The sequence below is a fragment of the Paenibacillus sp. FSL R5-0749 genome (assembly GCF_038595085.1).
Taxonomy (GTDB): domain Bacteria; phylum Bacillota; class Bacilli; order Paenibacillales; family Paenibacillaceae; genus Paenibacillus.
In genome coordinates, this window is the sequence record NZ_CP152005.1 from 3,018,543 (window position 1) to 3,041,813 (window position 23,271).

The window sequence follows — 23,271 nt, forward strand, 5'->3', positions numbered from 1 at the left end:
TTATGTTAACTATTAAGTAGTAATGGAACATTGCTATTAATCTAAAAACAGCCGTTCGATCTGGACTTTCACATCCAAATCGGCGGCTGTTTTTTAGATTAGGCACTTTGTAAGAGCGAGAAATGATTCTTATCTGGAATCCTGAATTGTTGCAGAGCTATTATTGGCACTCAGATCGGTAAGCGGATCGAAAGGAGGCCCTGTTATTGTACCTGCGAGCAGTGCAATATCCACCGCATTGACTGGACTGCCCCATGAATTTCCAGAGAAAACCATAACGGCCTGATCATTCACAAATCCTCTGGTATTATAAACTACATTACTGATGATTTCTCCAGTCGTGTTAGGGTTGAAGTATGCTGGTTGACGCAAGGAATAAAAAATATTATTGCGTACAATTAATCCGGTCATATTTCCAATCTGGGTGACGAGGCCACGATTAACAACCCAACCTGAAGAGGGACCTGCTTGCGGAGGACCGAATATGGTATTGTTTTTTACGGTGTGGTTGGTTCCGCCTAATTGAATAAACTCAACAGCATAAGGATTGTCACTGGTGATCGTTAATCCGTCTACAGTTACTCCGCTTCCAATGATGGTGAAAGGGATAACAGCAGCTTGTAACAGGATAATTGTACTAGGATAGCCCATTAAAGTTACTCCTGCTTTATTAATAGTAATATTTGCAGTAATAGGGTATGTGCCACCAAGAATATGAACGGTTCCCGTTGGAGATACCGCGGTTACACCTTGTTGAATCGTTCCAAAGGGACTAGCTTGTGTTCCATTTCCACCCACCGCGCCTTGTAAAACATATACGTTAAAGGGATCGGGCAGTACAGTACCCGTAGCTCCAGTGGCACCCGTAGCTCCAGTGGCACCAGTGGCACCAGTGGCACCAGTGGCACCAGTGGCACCGGTGGCTCCAGTAGCTCCGGTGGCCCCGGTGGCTCCAGTGGCTCCAGTAGCTCCGGTGGCTCCAGTAGCTCCTGTAATCCCCGTAGAACCAGTAACTCCGATGGCACCTGTTGCACCTGTATTACCCGTTGCACCCGTAGGGCCTTCTGGACCGCCTGATGGACCAGTATCACCCGTTGCACCCGTGAGACCTGTCGGACCTGTATCCCCAGTGGCGCCCGTCACCCCTGTAACACCTGTTGAACCAGAAATACCTGTAACTCCAGAAATACCAGTAGCGCCTGTGATGCCCGTTGCCCCAGTAGATCCTGTGGCTCCAGAGACACCAGTAGGTCCTGTAGATCCTGATGCACCCGTAGCTCCAGTCGTGCCGATGGCACCAGTGAGCCCCGTTGCGCCAGTAGCACCTGTATTTCCTGTAGGTCCAGTAGGTCCTGTAAGTCCCGTAGTTCCTGTAGCGCCTGTTGTACCGGTAGCCCCGGTAGCTCCATTAAAATTCTCACTGCCAAATAATTCGGAATAAACAAGTCGATGAGCAGCAACTAAAGAGCCGGCACTGTTTTTCCCCCAAACAGAAACTAAAATGTCCTCAGGGGTTGCGCCTGTATCTGTAATAACGAATTCAAAGCTGTTGATATCGGCAAAATAACTACGTGTAGCTACTGCGCCAGGTAAAATGGTGAATTGCTCACTCACATATAAAGCTCTGGTTGCAATTAATGAATATCCCTGTATGAGTATAGTCGCGGCGTTTACAGCACTCTGATTTTCAATTTTAATTGAAACCGTCTGGGTGGGTCGTACGCCATTTACTGGACTATTATCAATAGGGCCAGTTAGCAGGATTGCCAAGTTTCTCACTCCTTTTCTCAGAAATCGTGATTATGTGTAATTCACTCACACTGATGTATGTTTATTCTGGATTAGAGAAATGTGCCCTACTTTCTGAGAAACAAATGTAAGAAAGGTAACAATAAAAAAATAAAGATGGCTTGATGAATTCATATGAAAATGCTTACATCTAAAATTTGAAATAAAAAGGATTGACAGTGCCTATTTAAGCGGGTTTAATTATATAGACCGATTGTTATAATTATTTGAAGGAAGTGGCTTTCGTTGAGTGAAAAGTCTAATGCTAGGGAGTCCATTGTCAGCACAGCAGCGAGACTGTTTTTTTCACAAGGATATCATGCGACCGGTCTGAATCAGATCATCAAAGAGAGTAATACGCCAAAAGGGTCGTTGTATCATTATTTCCCTCATGGCAAGGAAGAGCTTGCGCACGAGTGTATTCAAAAAGCCAATGAACAGATCCTGCAGACATTTGAGAAAACATTTGCAGCCCATGATAATACAGGGGACGCCATTCAGAGATTTATTCATGATTTGGCTCATGAAACAGAAGCAGCCGGGTTTACCGGATTTCTGCCATTCAGCTTCTGGGCAGCTGTGGAGACATCGTGTATTAGTCAGCAGTTGCGTATTGCATGTCAGGGTGTATTTGCAGATTGGCAGGATATCATTAAGAAACATCTGATTCTGGATGGCGTTGGTGAAGAGAAGGCGCGGGAGACTGCACTTCTGATCATTTCTTTGATGGAGGGAGCACTGATTATCAGCCTGACCAATCAGGATAAACAGCCTCTGCTGACGGCTGCTGAGTATTTGTCGGTTGTGACGAAGAACGCCAAACAGGTTCAATGAGTTATAGCAAGAGCCAGAGAAAAAGAAAGTTCGATACGTTTGAGGAGGATGGGATCGTGGAGGTTTCCATGAAGGCTGATTCTGCACAGAATCAACAAGAAACGAAGCAATACAAGGTATTTCCGATTTTGTTCGCAATGCTGCTGAGCGGCTTTATTGGTCTGTTTGGGGAAACGGCATTAAACGTGGCTTTGACGCCACTTATGGGTCTGCTTGAAGTTGGACCTACAACGATTCAATGGTTAACCACAGGTTACTTGCTTGTGTTGGGAATCCTGGTGCCGGTATCCGGTATGCTGTTGCAATGGTTTACAACCAGACAGCTATTCACAACGTCCCTGATTTTCTCCATTGCAGGCACATTTGTTGCTGCGCTTGCACCTAGCTTCGAAATTTTGTTGGTGGCACGGGTACTACAGGCTGTAGGTACAGCACTGTTGCTGCCGCTGATGTTTAACACGATATTGGTTATTTTCCCGATTGAAAAACGTGGTGCTGCCATGGGATTAATCGGTTTGGTTATCATGTTTGCGCCAGCAAGCGGGCCAAGTATCTCCGGTCTGATCCTGGCTAATCTGAGCTGGCACTGGATCTTCTGGATTTCGTTGCCGTTCTTCATTATCTCACTGGTATGCGGCTTGCTGTTCTTGCCGAATATTTCGAAATTGACCAAGCCCAAAATCGATGTACTATCCATTATCCTTTCTACTCTAGGTTTTGGTGGTATCGTATACGGCTTCAGTAGCGCAGGTGGACATGGGGATACCGGTGGGGGCTGGACAAGTCCGATCGTTGTATCCACATTGGTTGTTGGTGTGCTGTCCTTGTTACTGTTCAGCATCCGTCAGTTGAGAATGAAACAGCCTATGATGGATTTGCGAGCCTTCAAGTACCCAATGTTTACGATTGGTTTGATTCTTGTCTTCATCTGTATGATGATGATTCTGTCTTCCATGTTAATCCTGCCTATGTATCTTCAGCAGGGAATGGCTGTGACAGCCTTGACTGCTGGATTGGTACTGTTACCAGGCAGCTTGTTGAATGGATTTTTATCACCAGTCATGGGACGTTTGTTTGATAAGTTTGGACCGAAATGGCTTGTGATTATTGGAATGACTGTCGTGGCAATAGTTCTGTTCTTATACACAGGTATTGAAGCGACGACTTCCCTTGGTACGATTATTACGTTGCATGTGTTCATGATGGTCGGCATTTCGATGATTATGATGCCTGCACAGACCAATGGTTTGAACCAGTTGCCTCGTGAGTATTATCCACACGGTACTGCAATCATGAATACATTACAGCAGGTATCCGGAGCAATCGGTACTGCGGTGGCGGTAAGTATATTGAGTGCAGGGCAATCCAGCTTTCTAAGTAGTGTGGCGAATCCGGAAACCCCGGAGAATCAACTGGCAGGTTTCACATCAGGAGTACAAAACGCTTTCGTCTTTGCTTTGGTTCTGGCGATAATCGGTTTGATCACTTCACTCTTCGTGAAACGAGTCAAGGTTGGATCTACACCAGAGCAACAAGGTCCAATGCATTAATATTATACCTATGCAATATCAAGAGCGATGCGTTCCTTAACCATAAGGATGCATCGCTCTTTTATTAGGTGAAATTTATTAGTTCAATAATTTGTGTTGACGTGAAACGGGTTTCAGCCATTAGAGTAAGTGTATAGCCAGTCTTCGGCAGCACAAAACATTGAATTTCAGAGCAAATACTTCATGTTCCTGCAAGATTGTATATGTTCATACTAATATAACAGGGTAATATAGAATATATTCGTGCAATTTTAATTAATCGAAAACGATTTATATCTTTTATCTTTATGCAAGGAGACCTCATTATGATAATCATTCATCCCATCGATAACACGATCGAAAAGATGCTGTTACACTACGAAAAAAATGGCCATCTCACACTACAGGCTTCGCTTATTAGTAATAGCTCGGTTGTATATAGATTGCAAGACTATTGTCTCAAGGTATACGCTTCACGAGCAAGATTGGATGGGGAGATGGAAAGTGAAGCAATTAGGTCATTGCAAAATAACCCTTATGCACCTAAATTGTATGCGTATTCACCAGGGGAGTACATCCTGACAGAGTGGATTGACGCATGTAATCTGAAACAATACCGTGCGGCGTATGGACATATTCCTCCAAGCTTGATATATGATATGTTCTCGACAGAGCTTCAGCAGATTCAAGCGGGATATTGGGATTGGGATGTTATCCGATACGAAAATTTACTTTGGACGGAAATCGGAAATGTGAAAAGAACAGACTTTTGGTTGTGTGAGCCTGTAAGAGCCAGACGCGAGAGCCTGTATGAGCAGGTCATTCAAAAGATTGAACAGATCTACAATGGGGATCGAATCGAAATGGAGGCAATGGCGCAGTATTTCATTCGTCACCAGCTTACTTCTTCAGAGATCCAGCAAGCCTTCAACGATTTCCGGTCTCAACGGCCAAGACTGGCGATAGCACAATAAATCATACTTAAAACCCCAGAGATATGGATAATCTTTGGGGTTTCTTTTTTTACTATAGCCTTGCATTACTTTGGCAGATTGTAAGTTACTTCTTCACCATAGCCAATATTTCATCGGCAACGAGGTCAGGATGATATTGATGGATGTAATGGTCGGTATCTTTAACGGTTACCTGTTTCGATTCATCTGACCAAGATTTGAATTCTGCTTGTGTTTTATCCCATTCGGGCTCACTTGCACCAAAGTAGTCAGCCGTCAGTATGGTGAGTGGAAACGGAAATGGTTGCTTGTGATCCACGACCACTTTTCCATTTTCAGCTATTTCACGCAATTCATCCAACGTGTTTTCATTACCATAGTTGTGTAGTAGGGCAGTTGTATCCAATTTTTTTAAATCTTCAGGTACAAGTTTCAGTTCATTACGGTTGGCATTGGATGTTTCGACAACCAAGTCAGATTGCATGGAGAGGCGGAATAGTCCGGTTTGGATACGTAATTTATTAGCAAAACCACCAATTGTGTCTGCCAAAGAGTCATCGTCCTTCGAATAATATTCAGGGCTTCCACCATCAATCATGACGATACCCTTAACGAGATCCGGGTATTTTTGTGCGAAGCGGATGGTCTCCAGCGAGCCGAGCGAATGTCCAACTAATACATAAGGTGGCTTCTGTCCAGATACCTGCAACAACTCGTGTAATTCTTCAGCTATGGTATCAACATCACGTTTCTTATCGGTCTGATCACTGTATCCATAGCCAAATCGATCATATACAGCGAATTTTGTGTTGGGAGCGAGCTTTTCATATAATGGATAATAATCTACATAGGGATTAGCGGTACCCCAGCCGGAGGCGAGCACTACGGTTACATCGCCTTTTCCACCCGTATATAGATGCATATTTTCACCATGTACTTTGTACAACTCTCCAGGGGGCACAAGTATTTTTGCATCTTGTCTTGCACCTATTTGTTGGTAGATTACCCCTGTACCGAGAAGCAACAGAAGCACCGCCAGGTCGAATATCAAAAACTTGACTAATCTTTTACGCCATTTCTTCATGGTTTCTCACACACTCTCTCGATGTATTTTCTCAATTATATATGCCCAATCTTATACGAGAGAAAACCGTGTCTTAATTCTATCTTAATTAACCGAAAATTGAATATCACCAGCCAATGAATTAATATATAGCTACGATATGAATATATGTTATCTAAATGTTTAATCATAGATTGATTATATAGAACAGAAGGTATGAACAATGACAAAATACGAAAATCAGCTTCCGACATCAGCTGGCATGAACTTCAAGTCCTTGGTCAGTATATTGAGAGATTCCATGCGTGGAGATGTTGAGCGGAGGCCATCAGGTACGATGCCGATAGTGATGTGTGAACCTGCAGAGTCATTCAGTGCATCCGATCATCCGCAGGTTACATGGTTTGGCCACTCGGCGTTTTTGCTTGAAATCGAGGGTCACAGGTTACTCTTTGATCCGATGCTGGGTAATCGTCCATCCCCCGTATCATGGGTGGGTACCAAACGTTACAGCACGAATCTACCGATTCAACCGGAGGATTTCCCAACTCTGGATGCAATCATTATATCGCATGACCATTATGATCATCTGGACTATGATTCCATTCGCAGATTGAAGGATAAAACAAAACGATTTATCGTGCCGCTTGGCGTACGTCGTCGACTGATTCAACTGGGAGTGCCTTTGGAGCAGATTACCGAGCATAACTGGTGGGATGAGTTATCGTTCAAAGGTCTGACATTTGCTTGTACGCCAGCACGACATTTTTCAGGCAGAGGATTATTCGACCGCAATTCGACGTTATGGTGTTCGTGGGTCATCGCTGGACAACATACAAAAGTGTTCTTTAGTGGTGACAGCGGATACGGTCCTCACTTCAAGGAAATTGGCAGTAAATACGGTCCATTTGATCTGACTTTGATGGAATGCGGGCAATATGACGAACGGTGGTCCAACATTCACATGATGCCGGAAGAGACGGTGCAAGCGCATTTGGATGTAGGTGGCCAGTTGCTTATCCCGATTCATTGGGCCGCATTTACGCTGGCTTATCATGCCTGGAATGAACCGGTCGAACGGATCACCAAGGCAGCACATTCTATGAATGTTAAGATTGCAACACCTAAAATTGGCGAGAAGGTTGTACTTCATACGGATCACTACCCTACACATCCATGGTGGAGACCGGAACTCGGTAATTAAAAGCGTTCAGCTCATTCAATGAGTGGACGCTTTTTCTGTTGCATTTTACATCAGGATCGATAGGGCACTGTAGATTAACATTATACCCATCACGATATTAACTGGACGTTCATATCGCAATAGAAAGCTCTGGAATAATAGTCCACCAAAAGCCCAGGTCATATTGGCGCTAATCCCGATGAAGGTGAGCAGCAAGGAAAATGCGATAAGTTGAACATGGGATTGCCCAAGAGGCAGAACAAAAACAGATATGGCCGTAAGTCCATACAGAATGACTTTGGGATTAATGAATTGCAGGGTGAACCCAAATAGAAATGAATAATGATTCACTGTGTTTTCTTCCGTATCTGCAGGTTTGCTTCGCATAATTTTGATTGCCAGGTAAAGCATGTACACACATCCCAACAGGTTCAAAACGGGTGTGATCTTGGGGATATATTGATGCAGAATAAGGTTGAAATAACTGGACAGAAACATAATAAGCAAGCAACCTGCTGCAACTCCACTAATAAAAGGTAGGGTCTTGAGGAAACCCTTATTTCTTGCATGCGTCATGGAAATGATATTGTTGGGGCCCGGTGTAAATGATGCGATGATTGCGTATGTCACCAAAGGTATGATGTTCATGTGTCCTCCATGTCTTCTCAAGTTGTGTGATATAATAAACTGAAATGTGCGCTATAACGTATGTTCTTTATCATTGTACAATACGTACGTTATAAAGCACAACTAGTTTATATATGAAGGAGGATGGATTTTGAAGAACATTAATAATATTCTTGCCCAAAACTTGAAACAGCTTAGGGAACAAAGAAAGCTTAGTCTGGACAAGGTTGCCGAAATGTCCGGTATCAGTAAGACCATGCTGGGTCAGATTGAACGTGGCGAATCCAATCCATCGATTGCAACCGTATGGAAGATTGCCAACGGCCTGAAAATTTCTTTTACTGCTTTGATCCACGAACCGAAGTCAGATACTACCGTTGTAACGGGCGATGATATTCAAGTATTGGTGGAGGATGAGGGAAGGGTACGAATATATCCTCATTTTCCTTTTGAAGAGGGGCGGCGTTTTGAAATATATATGATGGAGATGGACCCTCAGTCTGCGTTAAATGCAGAATCGCATATCGAAGGTACGGAAGAATTTATTACGGTCTTTGAAGGGCGAGTTACGATTCGAGTTGGGACGGAAGAATATACGGTGAACCAAGGGGAATCCATTCGTTTTGGAGCGGACAAGCCTCATGCCTATGTTAACGCTAGTGCTAAGACCAATAAATTAAACATGGTTATTCATTATTCGAAGTGAACGCCAAGAGCCAACTGTGAAGGTAACGAACGATGAACGAATGTATGCATACATGAATGAAATGACAATAAAGCAGCCTGGTCATTGAACTGCACCTCCTTCAGTCTGACAAATGACAAAGAGGATACCGTTCAAACCATTGGCTGCTTTATTGGTGTGTGTGTTCGTTATGCAGAACAGCGACGACTATGATATGGATGGGTTAAGGCTTTTCTTTGGCCTGACGCTGAATTTCCTTGGCTGTTAATGCTTTATCGTACACTTTTACATGATCCAGACTACCTTTGTAGAACGGATCAGCCTCATAACGACTTTTGCCGAGATAAGCTTCTGTCACTTGCAGATCCTTCGGATTAAAGGAGATTTCAGAGCTGCTTGCAACAGATGTACCATTCACATATAGAGTAGCCACATCCCCTTGAAGAGTTACAGCCACATGAACCCACTCCTTGGAAGGCAAGGGATTAGCAGCAATCAGACTCTGATCCCGTCCCTCATTATGGATGGTGAATTGTAATGCTCCATTATGCTGGGATGGAGTAAGGAACATGTGTCTCGTCAAGCCATTTCCAAAGTCGAAAATACGCTGCCAGGACCCGCCACCATCCCAATTGACCCAAGCGCTAAACGTAAAATCCGTGGTATCAGTCAGCAGTCCAGGCAACTGGATGTAACTGTTGGTCCCGTTAAATGTGGCAGCCTGATTTTTGCCACCTGCAGCAGAACTCACCACATTATAGGCTTGTCCATGATATTTGTTCTTACTGTCATCCTGTGCGATTTTTGCAATTTTCTTGTGTTCAAACGTATACTCCCCGAGCAATGGGCTTACCGCTTGCTGCGGAATAATCACGTTGAACGTTTTGGAGCTTACCGCAGTACCTTTACGAATTGTAGCAGTTAATTTCACTTTGGCATCCCCCTTGCCAGCGCGTGGTCGCTGCACTACACCAGTAGCTGATAGAGCCGAAGGGTTTGAGCTTTTCCACGTAATGTCTGCATCACTTGAGCCCTTTGAAGGCAGTGAGAGATTGAAGAACACATGATCCGTATTACCAATGCTCAGATCATTTTTTATTGCATCTACAATGTCCTGATCACTCCGTTCAACACCTTGACTTCCCCAGACGGCAATCCCGGAGGAGGAGAGGGCGCTAAAGGTCAGAACCGTACTCTGGGATTCCGAATTCCATTCATGTGTGAAAACGCCGTTATACACAACTTGATTCGATGTAATCTGAACTTTGTTGTCTGTGCCGAGACTCCATGTTCCTGTCACGGCACCATGAATCTTCCCATCTCCTGTGAACTGAACGGCCTGCGATGGCTTGATGTCCGCCGTGATGTCCTTACCGTGATTCACCCACTGGTACTGACCGGAGATATCCTGAGCTGTCAGTTGCGTTGTATCCTCTCCCAAGGCAGCATAGTGATACGGAGAAACGACGGGCCAACCGTCTGCATTCATATGCATCTCATGTACGCGGACTTCATGTTCTTCACCACGCCCCGGAAAACGGGAATGGAAGATCAGATATTGTTTGCCTGTCTCCGCATCAATATAAGCTGAGTTGTGTCCCGGTGATACATAACCGGTTCCCAGGCCTGTGCCCGGATCGCCAATCTGTCTCTCGAACAGGAAGTTCCCCATTAATTTGACACCAAAAGGCTCAATGGAACGATCATCAAATAGCGGTTTATCCTTGTCCGCTTTAACGTTGATCATATCGTTTCCTTCGGCATCTAGGAAAGGACCATCCGGCGTTTGGGAACGAGCAACTCGAATGTTATATCCTCCGTCAGCACCCAGTCCGCCGTAAGACAGGTACAGATAATAATAATCGGTTTCGGGACTGTAGAGCATATAAGGGGCTTCAATACGACTATGGTTGCCTCCGGTCAGCTTTTTGCCATAACCTTGATTCGGCAGCGGTTTGCCAGTCGTCTCATCCATCTCCAGAATGAAAATTCCCCCGGAGTAGGAGCCATACACCATCCATAACTTGCCGTTTTTATCATAAAAGACATCAGGATCAACCACATTGGGATGAATCGTTGCATCGTAAATGGTACCATCCTCACTGATCTGATCCCACATGCCAGATTTCAACAGTATGCCTTGGTCCTTATAAGGTCCTTCAATGTTGTCTGCGACAGCAATGCCAAGCGCTGATCGCGGAGAGTCGCCTTTACAAGCATTGTAGTACATATAAAATTTACCGTCTGCGAGCTGAATGACATCTGCCGCCCATAACGTATCTGTCTGTGCCCATTCCAGCGCTTCAGCGAATTCCTTGGTTACATTGGGGACAACAGGATTGTTATCCGTAACGCCGGAGGCGACGAGGTCCCAGTTCAGAAAATCTTTGGACTTGGCTACTTGCAGGTGTGATCCAAAAATATAAAAGGTATCCTCCACCTTAATGACAGAAGGGTCATGAACAGAAACATTTTTGAATGATGGAGCTGGATTTACGATTGGTGTAATGGAAGTCTGTGCGTTACCCACAGTTGCCCCTGAACCATTGGCGAACACCGAGACCGGCGTCAAAGTTGTTGCTGTAAGTAATACGGTGCTTAGTACAGAAATGTTAAGTACATTTACCCAATAACGTTTCATATTTTTCCCCTTTCCTAATTCCCGGAATGAAAAATAACGCGATACTTGGCAACACACGATATAAGGTTCAGCAGACCTCCTTTGAGTATCCTATCATAATCAAGCGCTTTCATTTGATATATTATCAATTGGTTTATATGTTTGTAAACCATAAATATGATGGATTTATAGCAAAATGAATAAAAATAAGAGCAGAGAGATGGACCGACCAAGCTTCTTACATAGAAATAAACATAAATAAAACAGGAGTCATTTTTAAATTTAGGATTGAAATGAGGCTCTGTAATGCGATAGTATTACGTTTAGATTATGTCTTTAAACTTTTATCAATCATTTTATAATTATGCGAATCAAAAGAGGGGAAGACAATTCTACACTACATAGGAGGTTAGCACATGACTTCGTATCAAAACCAATTAATCGCACGGTACACATTCGAAGATGCTGTTCAGATCGGTAAAGACAACTCCGGGAATGGGCATGATAGTTTGGCAAAAGGCGAGATTCTGCCAGTGGGATCCAAAGTGAAAGGCAGATCGGCTGTAACTTTTAGCGGGGGAGTGAATGGAACTTCTTATCTGCAGTTACCTTCGGATCTACTTCGGAATGTAAGCGATAACACAGGAATTACAATTGCCACTTGGGTGTTCCTGGGCAAGGGGTCTAATGTGTGGGAACGCATTTTTGACTTTGGCAAAGGAGAGAAGGGACCGTATATGTTTCTGACGCGTCAGCTCCTGGGTACGTTATATGCCGGAGATAATCTGGTTGTTCACCCAAGTGGGGGAGTTGTAAGCGGTGAATGGATGCATATTGCACTCTCCGTGGCAGGCAGCCAAGGAGGGACGCTCAGCAGTGCAGGTCCGATTGTGTATGTGAACGGGGAGAAAGCCGCAGACGGTTCGATCAGTCAGACATCCAGTGGCAATTATGCCAAACTGCGCAATTGGTTTGATACGTTCAAGGACCCTGAGAATTATAACCAGAACTATATTGGACGCTCCCAATACGCAGCTGATGTGGATTTTGCAGGTTCGTTGTCCGACTTTCGGATCTATGGGGCAGCGCTCACCATGGATCAGGTGATTGAAGTGATGTGTGAATCACTGACAGATGAAGCGATTGTGAAGCTAGCGGCAGACAAGTATTTGTCCTTCCCTAACCGAATTATCACCAAAGATGTGTCACTACCCACACATTTACTGGGTGATAAAGTGACGGTACAGTGGAGTTCCAGTAATCCGGAAGTTCTGTCTGAAAATGGAGAGGTTCAGGCAATTACATCCGCACAAGAGGTTACGCTCCGTGCGCTTCTGAACAAAGGTGATAGCAAGCTGAGCCAAAGCTTTGACGTGTCTGTTGTGCCGGCGCACGTCCCGCCGTATACGATCACCATCCATGGAGATCAGAAGGTGGCTGACATCAGTGAAGTGATGTATGGTTTGTTCTATGAGGATATTAATAACGCCGCTGATGGCGGGATCTATGCGGAGCTTGTTCAGAATCGATCATTTGAATCTTTTGCATTTGATACATATTCACATGATTCGGGGGAATGTGGTTGTTCGACAGGTCGAAATCGTGAACCTTTGTTTGCCTGGTCAGGGGATACCGAGAAGATGCTCGTGCAGCATACGGAGGGATTAAATACACATTTTAACGTGCAAGATCCCGAAGTAAATGCTTATTATGTCACCGTTCAGGATGGGGCAACGATTCGAAATCGTGGATTCTCAGACTCCAACCAGCATTGTGCCATGTCCATCAAGCAGGGTGAGGCGTATGATTTTACCGTATGGGCAAAAGCAGAATCGGCAGGAACAATCACTGTTCAATTGCAGGATAGAGAAGACACTTCCATCAGTGATTCGGTAACGTTACATGTTGAAGGCGGGAACACATGGAAGAAATACGGCTTGTCACTTACCGGAAAACATACTGTACTTGGTCAACTGGCACTTACGTTTGCAGGTGACATATCTGTTGATATGGTGTCTTTAGTGCCTCAGAATGTATGGGGAGCTGATCCGACAGAAGAAGGAATATCCGCTACAGCACATGCCAACTACACAGGTAATCCGAACTATCGATTGAGAAAAGATCTAATTCAGGCACTCGCAGATCTGCATCCTAAGTTCCTGCGTTTTCCGGGAGGATGTATCTCGGAAGGGTCCTTCATATGGGACAACGTATACGATTGGAAGGATTCTGTAGGACCCGTTGAGCTGCGCAAAGAGAATTATAATGTCTGGGGTTACATGATGACGATGGGGCTTGGTTATATGGAGTACTTCCAGTTGGCGGAGGATCTGAATGCTGCTCCGGTTCCGGTGATGGCTTGCGGTGTGTTATGTCAGGCACGTTCGGATTATGCTCACCCTGCGGGTGGCGCATTAAGGGAATATTATATCCGCAACTTCACCGACCTGATCGACTTTGCACTCAGTACAGATGTTGAACACAACGAATGGGCGGCGGTACGAAGCCAGATGGGACATCCTGAACCGTTCGATCTTCGTTATCTGGGTGTAGGTAATGAGAACTGGGGCACTGAATTTTTTGCCAATTTCGAAGTATTCAAAAGCTCGATAGATGAGTACATGAAACGGAATTATCCGGATCATGAGCTGCACATTATCTCGACGGTTGGTGCTCAGGCGGATGATGATGCGTATCAGGAAGGATGGAAGTTCCTCAGCGGAAATCTGACCGGATCAGCCCAAGTTGCTTTTGCAGATGGTACAGAGGTCATTGAGGAGACCGTAACCTGGTATGAGAATCAGGACAATTATATGGACACCATCGCAGATGAGCACTACTATCGATCCAATGAATATTTGCTGAATAACGTGGATCGTTACAACTACTATGACCGGGCCTATCATGAAGACGGAAGTGTCGACGGGAAAGAAACATCCAAAGTGTTTGTGGGAGAGTATGCTTCCACGGACAAAAATACACTGGCAGGTGCGGTTGCGGAAGCTGCGATCATGACCGGCTTTGAAAATAATGCGGACGTTGTTCGTCTGGCTGCCTATGCGCCATTGTTCAACAAAGTACTAACGGACGGGACCTACCGCTGGACGCCGGACTGCATTTGGTTTGATGATGAAACGGTGTGGTACACACCGAATTATTATGTGCAGCAGCTTTTTGCAAAATATATAGGGGATCAGGTCCTTGCGACTTCGTTCTCCACATATAGCAAAGGCAAACCGCTGAATCTCATTCCACGTGGCGGCATCGAGATTGCGACAGGGAATGCAGACATCGTGGTGAAACGAGTCACCGTCACGTCCAATGTGGATGGCAGCTTGATATTTGAAGAAGATTTCAGGGAAGGTACAGAGCTTAGTGAGGCATGGAGCCAGATTCCCGGATCGGAAGGATACATGTTAACCGCAGGAAAAGGGCTCATCTTGAGAGCACAAACTACTGGATTAAATGGACTGTACCTGCTGAATGGCGAATGGACCAACTACAAGGTGCACGTTGAGGCGGAGAGAATTTCGGGTGAGGATGGTTTTTACATCGGCGTGGGATTGACGGATATCTCACCTGAGAACAAGGATGTCATCGAGTACGCAATCAGTTACGACGGGAACGCAACAGGCGTGAAGGTGTACAAACAAGGGGTCGAGGGTTATACACTGGGAGATTACTCATCCAGTTCAGCAGCAGGTAATCTGAGAGCGGCCAATTATGAACCAATCGAGAATGGGACCGATTATAGGATTACGGTTAACTATGGTGGGGATACAGGAAAGAATCTGATCTGCTCATATACAGATGGTCTCCATCCCAGCAAAGTTCTGGATTACAAGCTGGAAGCCTACAACCGGGAAGTATTCCACTCCGTTACGAAGGACGCACGGCATGTGTATGTGAAGCTGGTGAATGCAGATGATGTGGATAAATCAACCCGGATTTGCCTTCAGGATCTGAATGTGGAAGCTTCAGCCAGACTGCTCACGCTTACCGGAGAAGATCATTTGGTGCATATTCCAAATGTGAATCAGAAGAATGATGAGAAAGTGGTTCCCCAAGAACAGGAGATAAAATTGAATGGTGAATCAGTGATTGTTGATTTGTCAGCTCATTCGGTAAATGTTCTTATTATGGATCTTCAGTAAGAAAATATATAAACAAAGGCCCCTTTAAGCAGACATCTGTTGTCTCCGATAAGGGGGCCTTTTGCTATTGAACTTGTTTTGACATAAAAAGCAATTAACTTTCGCAATAGGATTAACATGTCGTAGTCCGGTATGTTAACCAATAAGGACATGGTCCTCTGCATAACCGATTTTGGATGTGCGTTTCTTCTGAGCCAGTGCAAAAGCCAGAGTTAATGGTCCCAATCGTCCTGCAAACATCGTAATAGAGACTATAATTTTACCGGCAACACTCAACTCACTCGTCAGACCCATCGAGAGTCCTGTGGTGCTAAATGCTGAAGTAGCTTCAAACAGAACATCCAGAAAATGATTTTCTAGAATGCCTTCGGATATGGATAGCAGAATGGAAATCCCAAGCACAAAGGCGAGAGAACTTAAGACAACAGCAAGTGCACGCATTACTGTTTCTTCTGCAATTTTACGCTCAAAAGCATGAATCTGTCCGCCGCCCCGAAATGTTTGTATGGTCGCAAGTATAAGGACCACAAAAGTATTGATTTTAATTCCTCCACCTGTTCCGCCGGAAGAAGCCCCAATGAACATTAGGATAATAATGAAAAATTGGGATGTGGCCAACATACTTCCAATGTCAATGGTATTGAATCCAGAGCTTCGAGGAGCAGTACCCTGAAATAGAGAAGCCCATATACGTTCACTGTAAGATAAATCAGCAAACGTAGAAGGATTCCAACTCTCGAGTAAAAAAATAGTGAGAAATCCAAACAAGTACAGAGAAAAACTACCGATTAACACAATTTTTGAATGAAGGGAGAGCTTTCTCCATGAACGTTTGCGGAATACATCCACAACCACAATGTAACCCAAGCCGCCAATGATAAAGAGCGTAATGACTGTGAGATTAACAATCGGGTCACCAACAAATGGGGTAAGGCTATCACTCCAAAGAGAGAAACCCGCATTATTGAAGGCAGAGATGGAATGGAATATGGCGTAATAGAAAGCTTGTCCCCATCCCAAATCACTCTGCCAGCGCAATGTAAGAACCACCGTAGCCAGAGCTTCAAAAGCAAAGGCTATAAGTACAATATACATGGATAACTTAACCAGACCTTGAGCAGAGGAGGTGTTGGTGGCTTGTTGAATAAGAAGCCTCTGTTTCAAACCAATCCGTTTCCCCAGAATAATGGCAACCATTACACCTAGTGTCATAAACCCCAGTCCACCAACCTGAATCAAAATCATGATGATGACCTGTCCGAATGTTGAAAAGACACTCCCTGTATCCAGTACGATAAGCCCGTTTACACAAATTGCAGAAGTAGCTGTAAACAGAGCATCAATTAACCCGATTGATTTTCCGTTACTGGAAGATACCGGTAGTGCTAACAATATGGCTCCGATCCAGATAAGGGTGAAGAAGATGATCATGATCAGTTGAGGAGGGCTCATATTATTTTTTAGCTTGTTCACAATGGATTCAATCTTATCTAGCGGCGAATTTCCATGTGTGCTTTTATTTCTTTGGTTCATAGTCACTCTCCAGATTCCGAATGTCATCGTTACTGCCTATTAACAGGAGCATATCTCCCGCACGGACTATGTCTTCTGCCATGGGTGAGATATTCAGGTTATTCCCCGTTTTGATGGCGATAACGGTACATCCATATTCTGCCCGAATGTTGAGTTCCAGAAGTGTCTTCTGATTCATACTTAAGGGTGCTTTGATTTCAACCAGATTATAATCTGAAGACAATTCAATGGAATCAATAATGTTGTCTGAGCTAAGCTGATTCCCCAGCCTTGTGGCCATGTCACGTTCAGGATAGACGATCTGATCCGCACCAATCTTGCTAAGCACACTACCATGGTTATCATTTTTTGCTTTGGCTGTTACTTTGGGTACATTAAGTTCTTTCAATAACAGAGTGGTCAGTATGCTTGCTTGCAGATCTTCGCCAATCGCGACAATGGCGTGTGAAAAATTGCTTGCTCCAAGCTCCATAAGGACTGATTTGTCAGTGCAATCTGCTTGTACCGCATGGGTTGCCACCGTTGAAATCTCCTGAACAAGAGTTTCGCTTTTGTCTACAGCGAGCACTTCATGCCCATTTTTAATGAGTGTGTGTGTCAAGCTTGAACCGAATCGTCCAAGACCAAGTACCATAAATTGTTTTTTCATAATATCCCTCATTGTAATCAAAATAAATAACAGTTTACTCTACACCCTAATGGTAAATATTACATTACGTACACTGGAATGTAAGGTTTCATATCGTAGTTGCAAATTCCTTCCACCATGTCTATGTATAAGCATATCTCAAAAGAGTTCATTCTAATGGCTTAACAATAGAATTGCAACTGATTCGTTTCTTTTTTGGTATGCTATTGAACTGTGGAAAGCAGTCAACAAAAGATACCTAAAGTAAATAGCCCACACTGTTGCGGTGAAATGGCTGCTCCTATAATAAACGTTGAAGGAGGAGTCAGCTATGCGTTCCAACTACAAACAATTCATCCGAAACGTTCCGCTTCATCTTATGATTCTACCCGGACTGCTGATTATTATTGTATTCGGTTACATTCCGATGGCGGGGCTCTCTATTGCCTTTCAGGATTTCTCTCCCATTGCCGGATTCAAAAATATGAACTGGGTGGGGTGGGATAATTTCAGGTATCTGTTCGATCTGCCCGGTTTCTCGCAAGTTGTATGGAATACGGTGTTTATATCAACGATGAAAATTGTGTCTGGCTTGGTTATTCCGGTACTTGTAGCCTTATTACTCAACGAGGTTCGCAAGACAGGTTTCAAAAGAACGATTCAGACTGTAATTTATATGCCTCACTTTTTCTCTTGGGTTATTCTGGCGGGAATCATCGTGGATGTGTTATCTCCCAGCACGGGGATCGTTAATATGTTGCTAAAAGCCCTCGGAATTGACCCAATTCAATTCCTGGCCAGTAACGAGTGGTTTCCATACATACTTGTCATCACAGACCAATGGAAAGAATTCGGATTTGGTACGATTATCTATCTTGCTGCCCTCACGAATATTGATAAGTCACTCTACGAGGCCTCTGTTATGGATGGAGCGGGAAGATGGAAACAGACATGGCATATCACACTGCCCGGCATTCGCCCGATCGTCATTTTGATGGTAACGCTTAGTCTGGGGAATGTACTCAACGGCGGTTTTGACCAAGTGTTCAACCTCTATAATCCATTGGTATACGAATCAGGAGATATTCTCGATACGATGATCTATCGGATCGGATTGCAGGATGCACAGTATTCTGTATCCACAGCGTTGGGGCTGATAAAATCTGTCGTTTCGTTCATTTTTATCGGACTTGGTTATTTCTTGGCCTATCGGTTCGCGAATTATCGGATATTCTAGAAAGGAGGCAGAGTCATGCACCACGCTTCAAGAGCCTATCGGTGGTTCCTAGGGTTTAACTACGTCATCCTGACGATTCTTGCCTTGTTATGCCTGTTCCCGATTGTGAATATATTAGCGATTTCATTTAGTTCAAGTGATGCGGTCAAAGCGGGGAGCGTCACATTCTGGCCTGTGGATTTTACATTGTCCTCCTATCAATACATTCTGGAAAATCAGCAATTCCTGAACTCATTCGGCACGAGCCTGCTACGTGTCATTCTGGGGGTTACGACCAATCTGATCTTCACAATTCTGGTAGCTTATCCGCTCTCCAAAGAGGCTGCCAAATTCCGTTCAAGAACAGTCTATGCCTGGATATTCGTATTCACCATGTTATTCAGTGGAGGATTGATCCCGGGTTACCTGGTGGTTAAGGAAGCGGGCTTGTTGGATTCCATCTGGGCTCTAATTTTGCCGGGTGCTGTTCCGATCTTTAATGTACTTCTAATGCTTAATTTCTTCCGGGGATTGCCGAAGGAACTTGAAGAGGCCTCCTGGATGGATGGGGCAGGACATTTCCGCACGCTATGCAGCATCTATCTTCCTATTTCACTTCCCAGTATTGCGACCATCACGCTGTTCGCCATGGTGGGACACTGGAACGCCTGGTTCGATGGCATGATCTACATGAAAAGTCCGGAAGGTTATCCGCTTGCTACATATCTTCAGTCCATGTTACAGCAGGTGACGATGATTCAGAGCGAGATGATGACGCTGGAGGATGCGACACTCTTAAGTCAGGTATCGGATAGAACTACCCAAGCTTCCCAGATCTTTTTGTCCGTTATTCCGATTCTACTTGTGTATCCGTTCCTGCAGCGATATTTCGTTCATGGGCTTGTAGTCGGAAGTGTAAAGGGATAAGATCGGTAGGAGGAAAACCAATCGATTGAGGAGCCGATTTCTGGCTCCTTTTTTTGCTATTGAGGTGAGAAGAAAGAGGAGAGGAGAGATGGAACATTGAGATTCATTTGGGGGAGATGGAGAGAGTCATCCATTGTCGTCAAACTGATGATTGCTTTTATACTGGTCATTCTGCCCCTGTACGGGATAAGCATTATGATTACGCAACTCAGCTCCAAACAAATGCAGACGGAGGTGGAGAAGGCCCATGAGTCCAAATTGTACTTCTACCATAATCATCTGCAATTCGAATTGGAGCGGATGAGTGCGCTGGTTACCGAATTTTCATTTGATGAACCCATGTCCACGCTAAGTACAAGAGCTGCGATTATGAGTAGCTATGAAATCACGTCCAGCCTGAACAACATTCACAATAAGTTGGGTCAGATCATGGTGACGAGTCCTTATATTAGTGATGTTGTGTATTACGTTCCCGCTCTGCATAAACGAGTCAGTGCGGCGGACGGGATTCGGGATGTAGAGGATACCGAGTGGAAGAATCTGCTCGCGACAATGGGGAATCTGAATGGCGAATTATCGCATTCCAATAACGTTCTCTATTTCCTGAAAAGTAATCCGTATAACATGAACCATGAGGAGCCACCCAATTTCATATTAGGAATACGCTTGTCTGCTGAAGAACTGAAACATCGTTTGCAGCAACTGTCGGAAACGGGTGAAAGTGAGATTACACTGAGTTTTGGTGAACACCATAATGTAGTCATCTCTTCTTCAGAGCAGGCAGCACCTGTAAAACCGATTCGAACAGTTCCGCCTGAACCGTCTCAGTCCATGCAAGTTACAAAGTTCCAATCTGATTCATATCTCTATTATTCTTTACACGATAAAGATCATTCGTTCACGCTGACGGCCACTATTCCGCAGGATGTGCTGAGCGCACCACTGGAACAATACAACGTATGGTTATGGATGGTGACCTTCATGTCGGTTGTAATTATTATTGTCTTCTCTTTTTCGATCTATAGATCGATTCACCAACCTTTATCGTTGCTCATCCGAGGATTTAGAATGGCTGAACAGGGCCAGACAAGTGTATATATTCCTTCATCCAGAAGGGATGAATTCGGCTATTTGTACTCCCGATTCAACCATATGATAGAACGCTTACATATTTTGATCGATGAGAATTATGTTGCGCGCATTCGAACAAGTGAGGCGGAACTCAAACATCTGCAATCCCAGATTCAACCTCACTTTCTATACAACAGTCTGTTCAGCATCAAGCAAATGGCTGAGGTGGAGAATGTGGAGCTCATTCAGGAATTCACCGACTACCTGGGTCAATATTTCAGGTATATGTCTCGGGATTCTCATACGGAGGTATCGTTGGGGGCTGAGATTGACCATGCGTTGGTCTATGCATCCATTCAAAAAATCCGGTTTGGTTCGAGGATTCAATTGGAATTAGAGGATCTGGACGCAAGATACAGAGTCATTTCCGTTCCCAGAGTCATGATTCAGCCGATCGTAGAGAATGTGTTTGAGCATGCACTAGCCAAACGCAGCGAAGGAGGTATCCTACAGATCTCGTACCAAAAGGGCCTGGACAATCTGTCCATTCGCATTGAGGATGATGGGGATCAGTTAAGTGATGAAACATTGATTTATCTGCAATCTGCATTTGAGGAAACAGAGCGGAAACATGGAAACGAAGAGATAACCGGGCTCATCAATGTGAATCAGCGATTAAGAATCAAATTCGGGGCTGGTTATGGTCTTACAGCGCAGCGAAGTGAGCTCGGTGGGTTGTGCATTATAGTGAAGATTCCATGGGAGGGGGAGTAACGTCATGCAGAGAATGCTCATAGTAGATGATGAACCCGTTATTCTGGACGGACTGTATGCGTATTTTCAAAAAGCAAATCTTCAGGACATGGAGATAATCAAGGCATACTCGGCCTATGAAGCTATCGATTGGCTGAACTTGGTAAAGGTTGATATTGTACTCAGTGATATCTGTATGCCTGGCATGGACGGCATGGAATTAATTGAACAGATTATGGATCGATGGCCACGATGCAAAGTCCTCTTGCTGACAGGTCATAACGAATTTGATTATGCACACCAAGCTATTCGGAATCCTTGCGTTGTTGATTACCTGTTAAAGACAGAGGGCATGAATCACATTCGTGCTGCGGTAGAACGGGCATTAACACAAATCTCCGAAGAGAATGATTTTCGCTACCAAGCTGCATGGTTTCGGAGTAAATTGCCCCGAGCGCTGCCCCAGTTGCAGCGTCAATTGCTGCTGGATGTGCTTAAGCGAACGGAAAGCCATGATAACATTTCACTTCAGGAAGAACTTGATGCTGTACAGCTACCTTTCGAATCCGATCAACTCGTTATTCCAGTAATCATCCGGGTAGAAGAATGGAACAACTATCAGTCCCAGGCCGATCGCAGCCTAATCCGCTATGCCGTTGCCAATGTTGCAGAGGAACTGCTGCAGGACAAGGCCAAGGTGAAGGCAATTGATCTGGACACTCAGGTTATCGCTTGCTTAATTCAATCGCAGGGGGTGCATCCGCCCCACGTATCTAATACTGAAGGGGAGCGAGGAAGTCAGCTGGATAACTGGCAACAAACTCTTCGTTTTGTCTATGGCACACTGGAGTCTGTGCAGCAATCCTGTGCGGACTGTTTGAACCTGTCCGTATCCATCATGGTTAGTGAGCAGGCGGTAGAATGGAACAGGGTTAATCAGGCTATTGCGCAGTTGCGTCTATCGATTCATGAGAGTCCGGGGCTGGGGATGGAGAAGCTGCTGCGTGTCAAAATCCAGGATAAATTGCCTTACACTCCTAGCATGATGAATCAACAGGGTGTCGTAGTTCTGCATCTGGAGCACATCAAACAGCGAATAACAGCAGGTGACCGGGAGTGGATGGAGTCCTTCCATAAATGGACCGAGGCTGCGAAGAAAGGACTTCAAGATCCGTTCTTTCGAATGAAAACCTATACTGGCGCAGCCAATGTGTTCATTGAAGTCCTGCACGAATTAGGGCTGTATGAATCGGCAATGGAAGAGATAGCGCTGTCCCGAATGCTGCATTTTGACATCCATACCGCATGGTCCGAACTGGTTATCTTTTATCAATCTGCATACGAATGGATGATCTCCAAACGAAGCAATGCTCGTCTGAATGACCAATCACAGATTCTGATCACGATCCATCATTATATCAAGCACCATCTGGAGGACGACCTCTCACTCACACGGATCGCACAGGAAGTCTCTCTTAACCCTTCTTATCTGTCACGTTGGTACAAACGGATTACAGGCAAAGGCATATCCGACTACATCCATGACCTTAGAGTGGAGCGAAGCAAAGAGTTGCTTCTGGGTTCGACCTGTAAGATGCATGAAATATCTGCGAGGGTTGGGTTTAGCGATCAGCATTATTTTTATCGTTTCTTCAAAAAAGCGACAGGCTGCACCCCTCAAGAGTATCGGGATCAGAAAAGTTAGAG

Annotated in this window: 16 protein-coding genes; 10 read left to right on the forward strand and 6 right to left on the reverse strand. The window is 44.6% G+C overall.

Annotated elements, in window-relative coordinates:
* Positions 1-129: 129 nt before the first annotated feature.
* Positions 130-1,770: a collagen-like triple helix repeat-containing protein gene (locus tag MKY85_RS13465; RefSeq protein WP_342572885.1), complete on the reverse strand. Its 1,641-nt coding sequence runs from the start codon at positions 1,768-1,770 to the stop codon at positions 130-132.
* Positions 1,771-2,034: 264 nt separating this feature from the next.
* Here MKY85_RS13465 and MKY85_RS13470 point away from each other — a divergent pair, with 264 nt between their 5' ends.
* From MKY85_RS13470 to MKY85_RS13480, 3 genes are all read left to right on the forward strand, one after another.
* A complete protein-coding gene (locus MKY85_RS13470; protein WP_339242321.1) occupies positions 2,035-2,622 on the forward strand; it encodes a TetR/AcrR family transcriptional regulator in 588 nt (195 codons plus the stop codon).
* A 68-nt stretch (positions 2,623-2,690) separates the two neighbouring features.
* Complete coding sequence (locus MKY85_RS13475; protein WP_339243053.1) at positions 2,691-4,172, forward strand: DHA2 family efflux MFS transporter permease subunit; 1,482 nt, start codon at positions 2,691-2,693, stop codon at positions 4,170-4,172.
* Positions 4,173-4,477: 305 nt separating this feature from the next.
* Entirely contained in the window at positions 4,478-5,125 is a 648-nt protein-coding gene (locus tag MKY85_RS13480; protein ID WP_339242322.1) for a hypothetical protein, read from the forward strand.
* Positions 5,126-5,210: 85 nt separating this feature from the next.
* On the opposite strand, the gene MKY85_RS13485 is transcribed toward MKY85_RS13480, so the two are convergent.
* Positions 5,211-6,188, reverse strand: coding sequence for an alpha/beta hydrolase (locus MKY85_RS13485; protein WP_339242325.1), 978 nt, complete (start codon positions 6,186-6,188; stop codon positions 5,211-5,213).
* Positions 6,189-6,390: 202 nt separating this feature from the next.
* On the opposite strand from MKY85_RS13485, the gene MKY85_RS13490 reads away from it, so the two are divergent.
* Positions 6,391-7,371, forward strand: coding sequence for an MBL fold metallo-hydrolase (locus MKY85_RS13490; RefSeq protein WP_342572886.1), 981 nt, complete (start codon positions 6,391-6,393; stop codon positions 7,369-7,371).
* Between the two features lie 45 nt (positions 7,372-7,416).
* Here MKY85_RS13490 and MKY85_RS13495 read toward each other — a convergent pair whose 3' ends face one another.
* Complete coding sequence (locus tag MKY85_RS13495) at positions 7,417-7,998, reverse strand: LysE family transporter (protein WP_342572887.1); 582 nt, start codon at positions 7,996-7,998, stop codon at positions 7,417-7,419.
* Between the two features lie 130 nt (positions 7,999-8,128).
* On the opposite strand from MKY85_RS13495, the gene MKY85_RS13500 reads away from it, so the two are divergent.
* Entirely contained in the window at positions 8,129-8,683 is a 555-nt protein-coding gene (locus MKY85_RS13500; protein ID WP_342572888.1) for an XRE family transcriptional regulator, read from the forward strand.
* Positions 8,684-8,885: 202 nt separating this feature from the next.
* On the opposite strand, the gene MKY85_RS13505 is transcribed toward MKY85_RS13500, so the two are convergent.
* Entirely contained in the window at positions 8,886-11,303 is a 2,418-nt protein-coding gene (locus MKY85_RS13505; RefSeq protein ID WP_342572889.1) for a family 43 glycosylhydrolase, read from the reverse strand.
* 395 nt (positions 11,304-11,698) lie between these two features.
* On the opposite strand from MKY85_RS13505, the gene MKY85_RS13510 reads away from it, so the two are divergent.
* Entirely contained in the window at positions 11,699-15,436 is a 3,738-nt protein-coding gene (locus MKY85_RS13510; protein ID WP_342572891.1) for an alpha-L-arabinofuranosidase C-terminal domain-containing protein, read from the forward strand.
* A 135-nt stretch (positions 15,437-15,571) separates the two neighbouring features.
* Here the strand turns inward: MKY85_RS13510 and MKY85_RS13515 are convergent, their stop codons facing one another.
* On the reverse strand, positions 15,572-16,969 hold the full coding sequence (locus MKY85_RS13515) for a TrkH family potassium uptake protein (protein WP_339260919.1): 1,398 nt from the start codon (positions 16,967-16,969) through the stop codon (positions 15,572-15,574).
* On the reverse strand, positions 16,953-17,618 hold the full coding sequence (locus MKY85_RS13520) for a TrkA family potassium uptake protein (protein ID WP_237175555.1): 666 nt from the start codon (positions 17,616-17,618) through the stop codon (positions 16,953-16,955). Before MKY85_RS13520 ends, MKY85_RS13515 begins: the two co-directional genes overlap by 17 nt.
* Positions 17,619-17,928: 310 nt before the next feature.
* Here MKY85_RS13520 and MKY85_RS13525 point away from each other — a divergent pair, with 310 nt between their 5' ends.
* From MKY85_RS13525 to MKY85_RS13540, 4 genes are all read left to right on the forward strand, one after another.
* Positions 17,929-18,834, forward strand: a complete 906-nt coding sequence (locus MKY85_RS13525; protein WP_339242339.1) for an ABC transporter permease subunit — start codon at positions 17,929-17,931, stop codon at positions 18,832-18,834.
* Positions 18,835-18,849: 15 nt separating this feature from the next.
* Entirely contained in the window at positions 18,850-19,740 is an 891-nt protein-coding gene (locus tag MKY85_RS13530) for a carbohydrate ABC transporter permease (RefSeq protein WP_339242341.1), read from the forward strand.
* A 96-nt stretch (positions 19,741-19,836) separates the two neighbouring features.
* On the forward strand, positions 19,837-21,585 hold the full coding sequence (locus MKY85_RS13535) for a histidine kinase (RefSeq protein WP_342572896.1): 1,749 nt from the start codon (positions 19,837-19,839) through the stop codon (positions 21,583-21,585).
* Between the two features lie 4 nt (positions 21,586-21,589).
* Positions 21,590-23,269: a response regulator gene (locus MKY85_RS13540; RefSeq protein ID WP_342572899.1), complete on the forward strand. Its 1,680-nt coding sequence runs from the start codon at positions 21,590-21,592 to the stop codon at positions 23,267-23,269.
* Positions 23,270-23,271 lie beyond the last annotated feature (2 nt).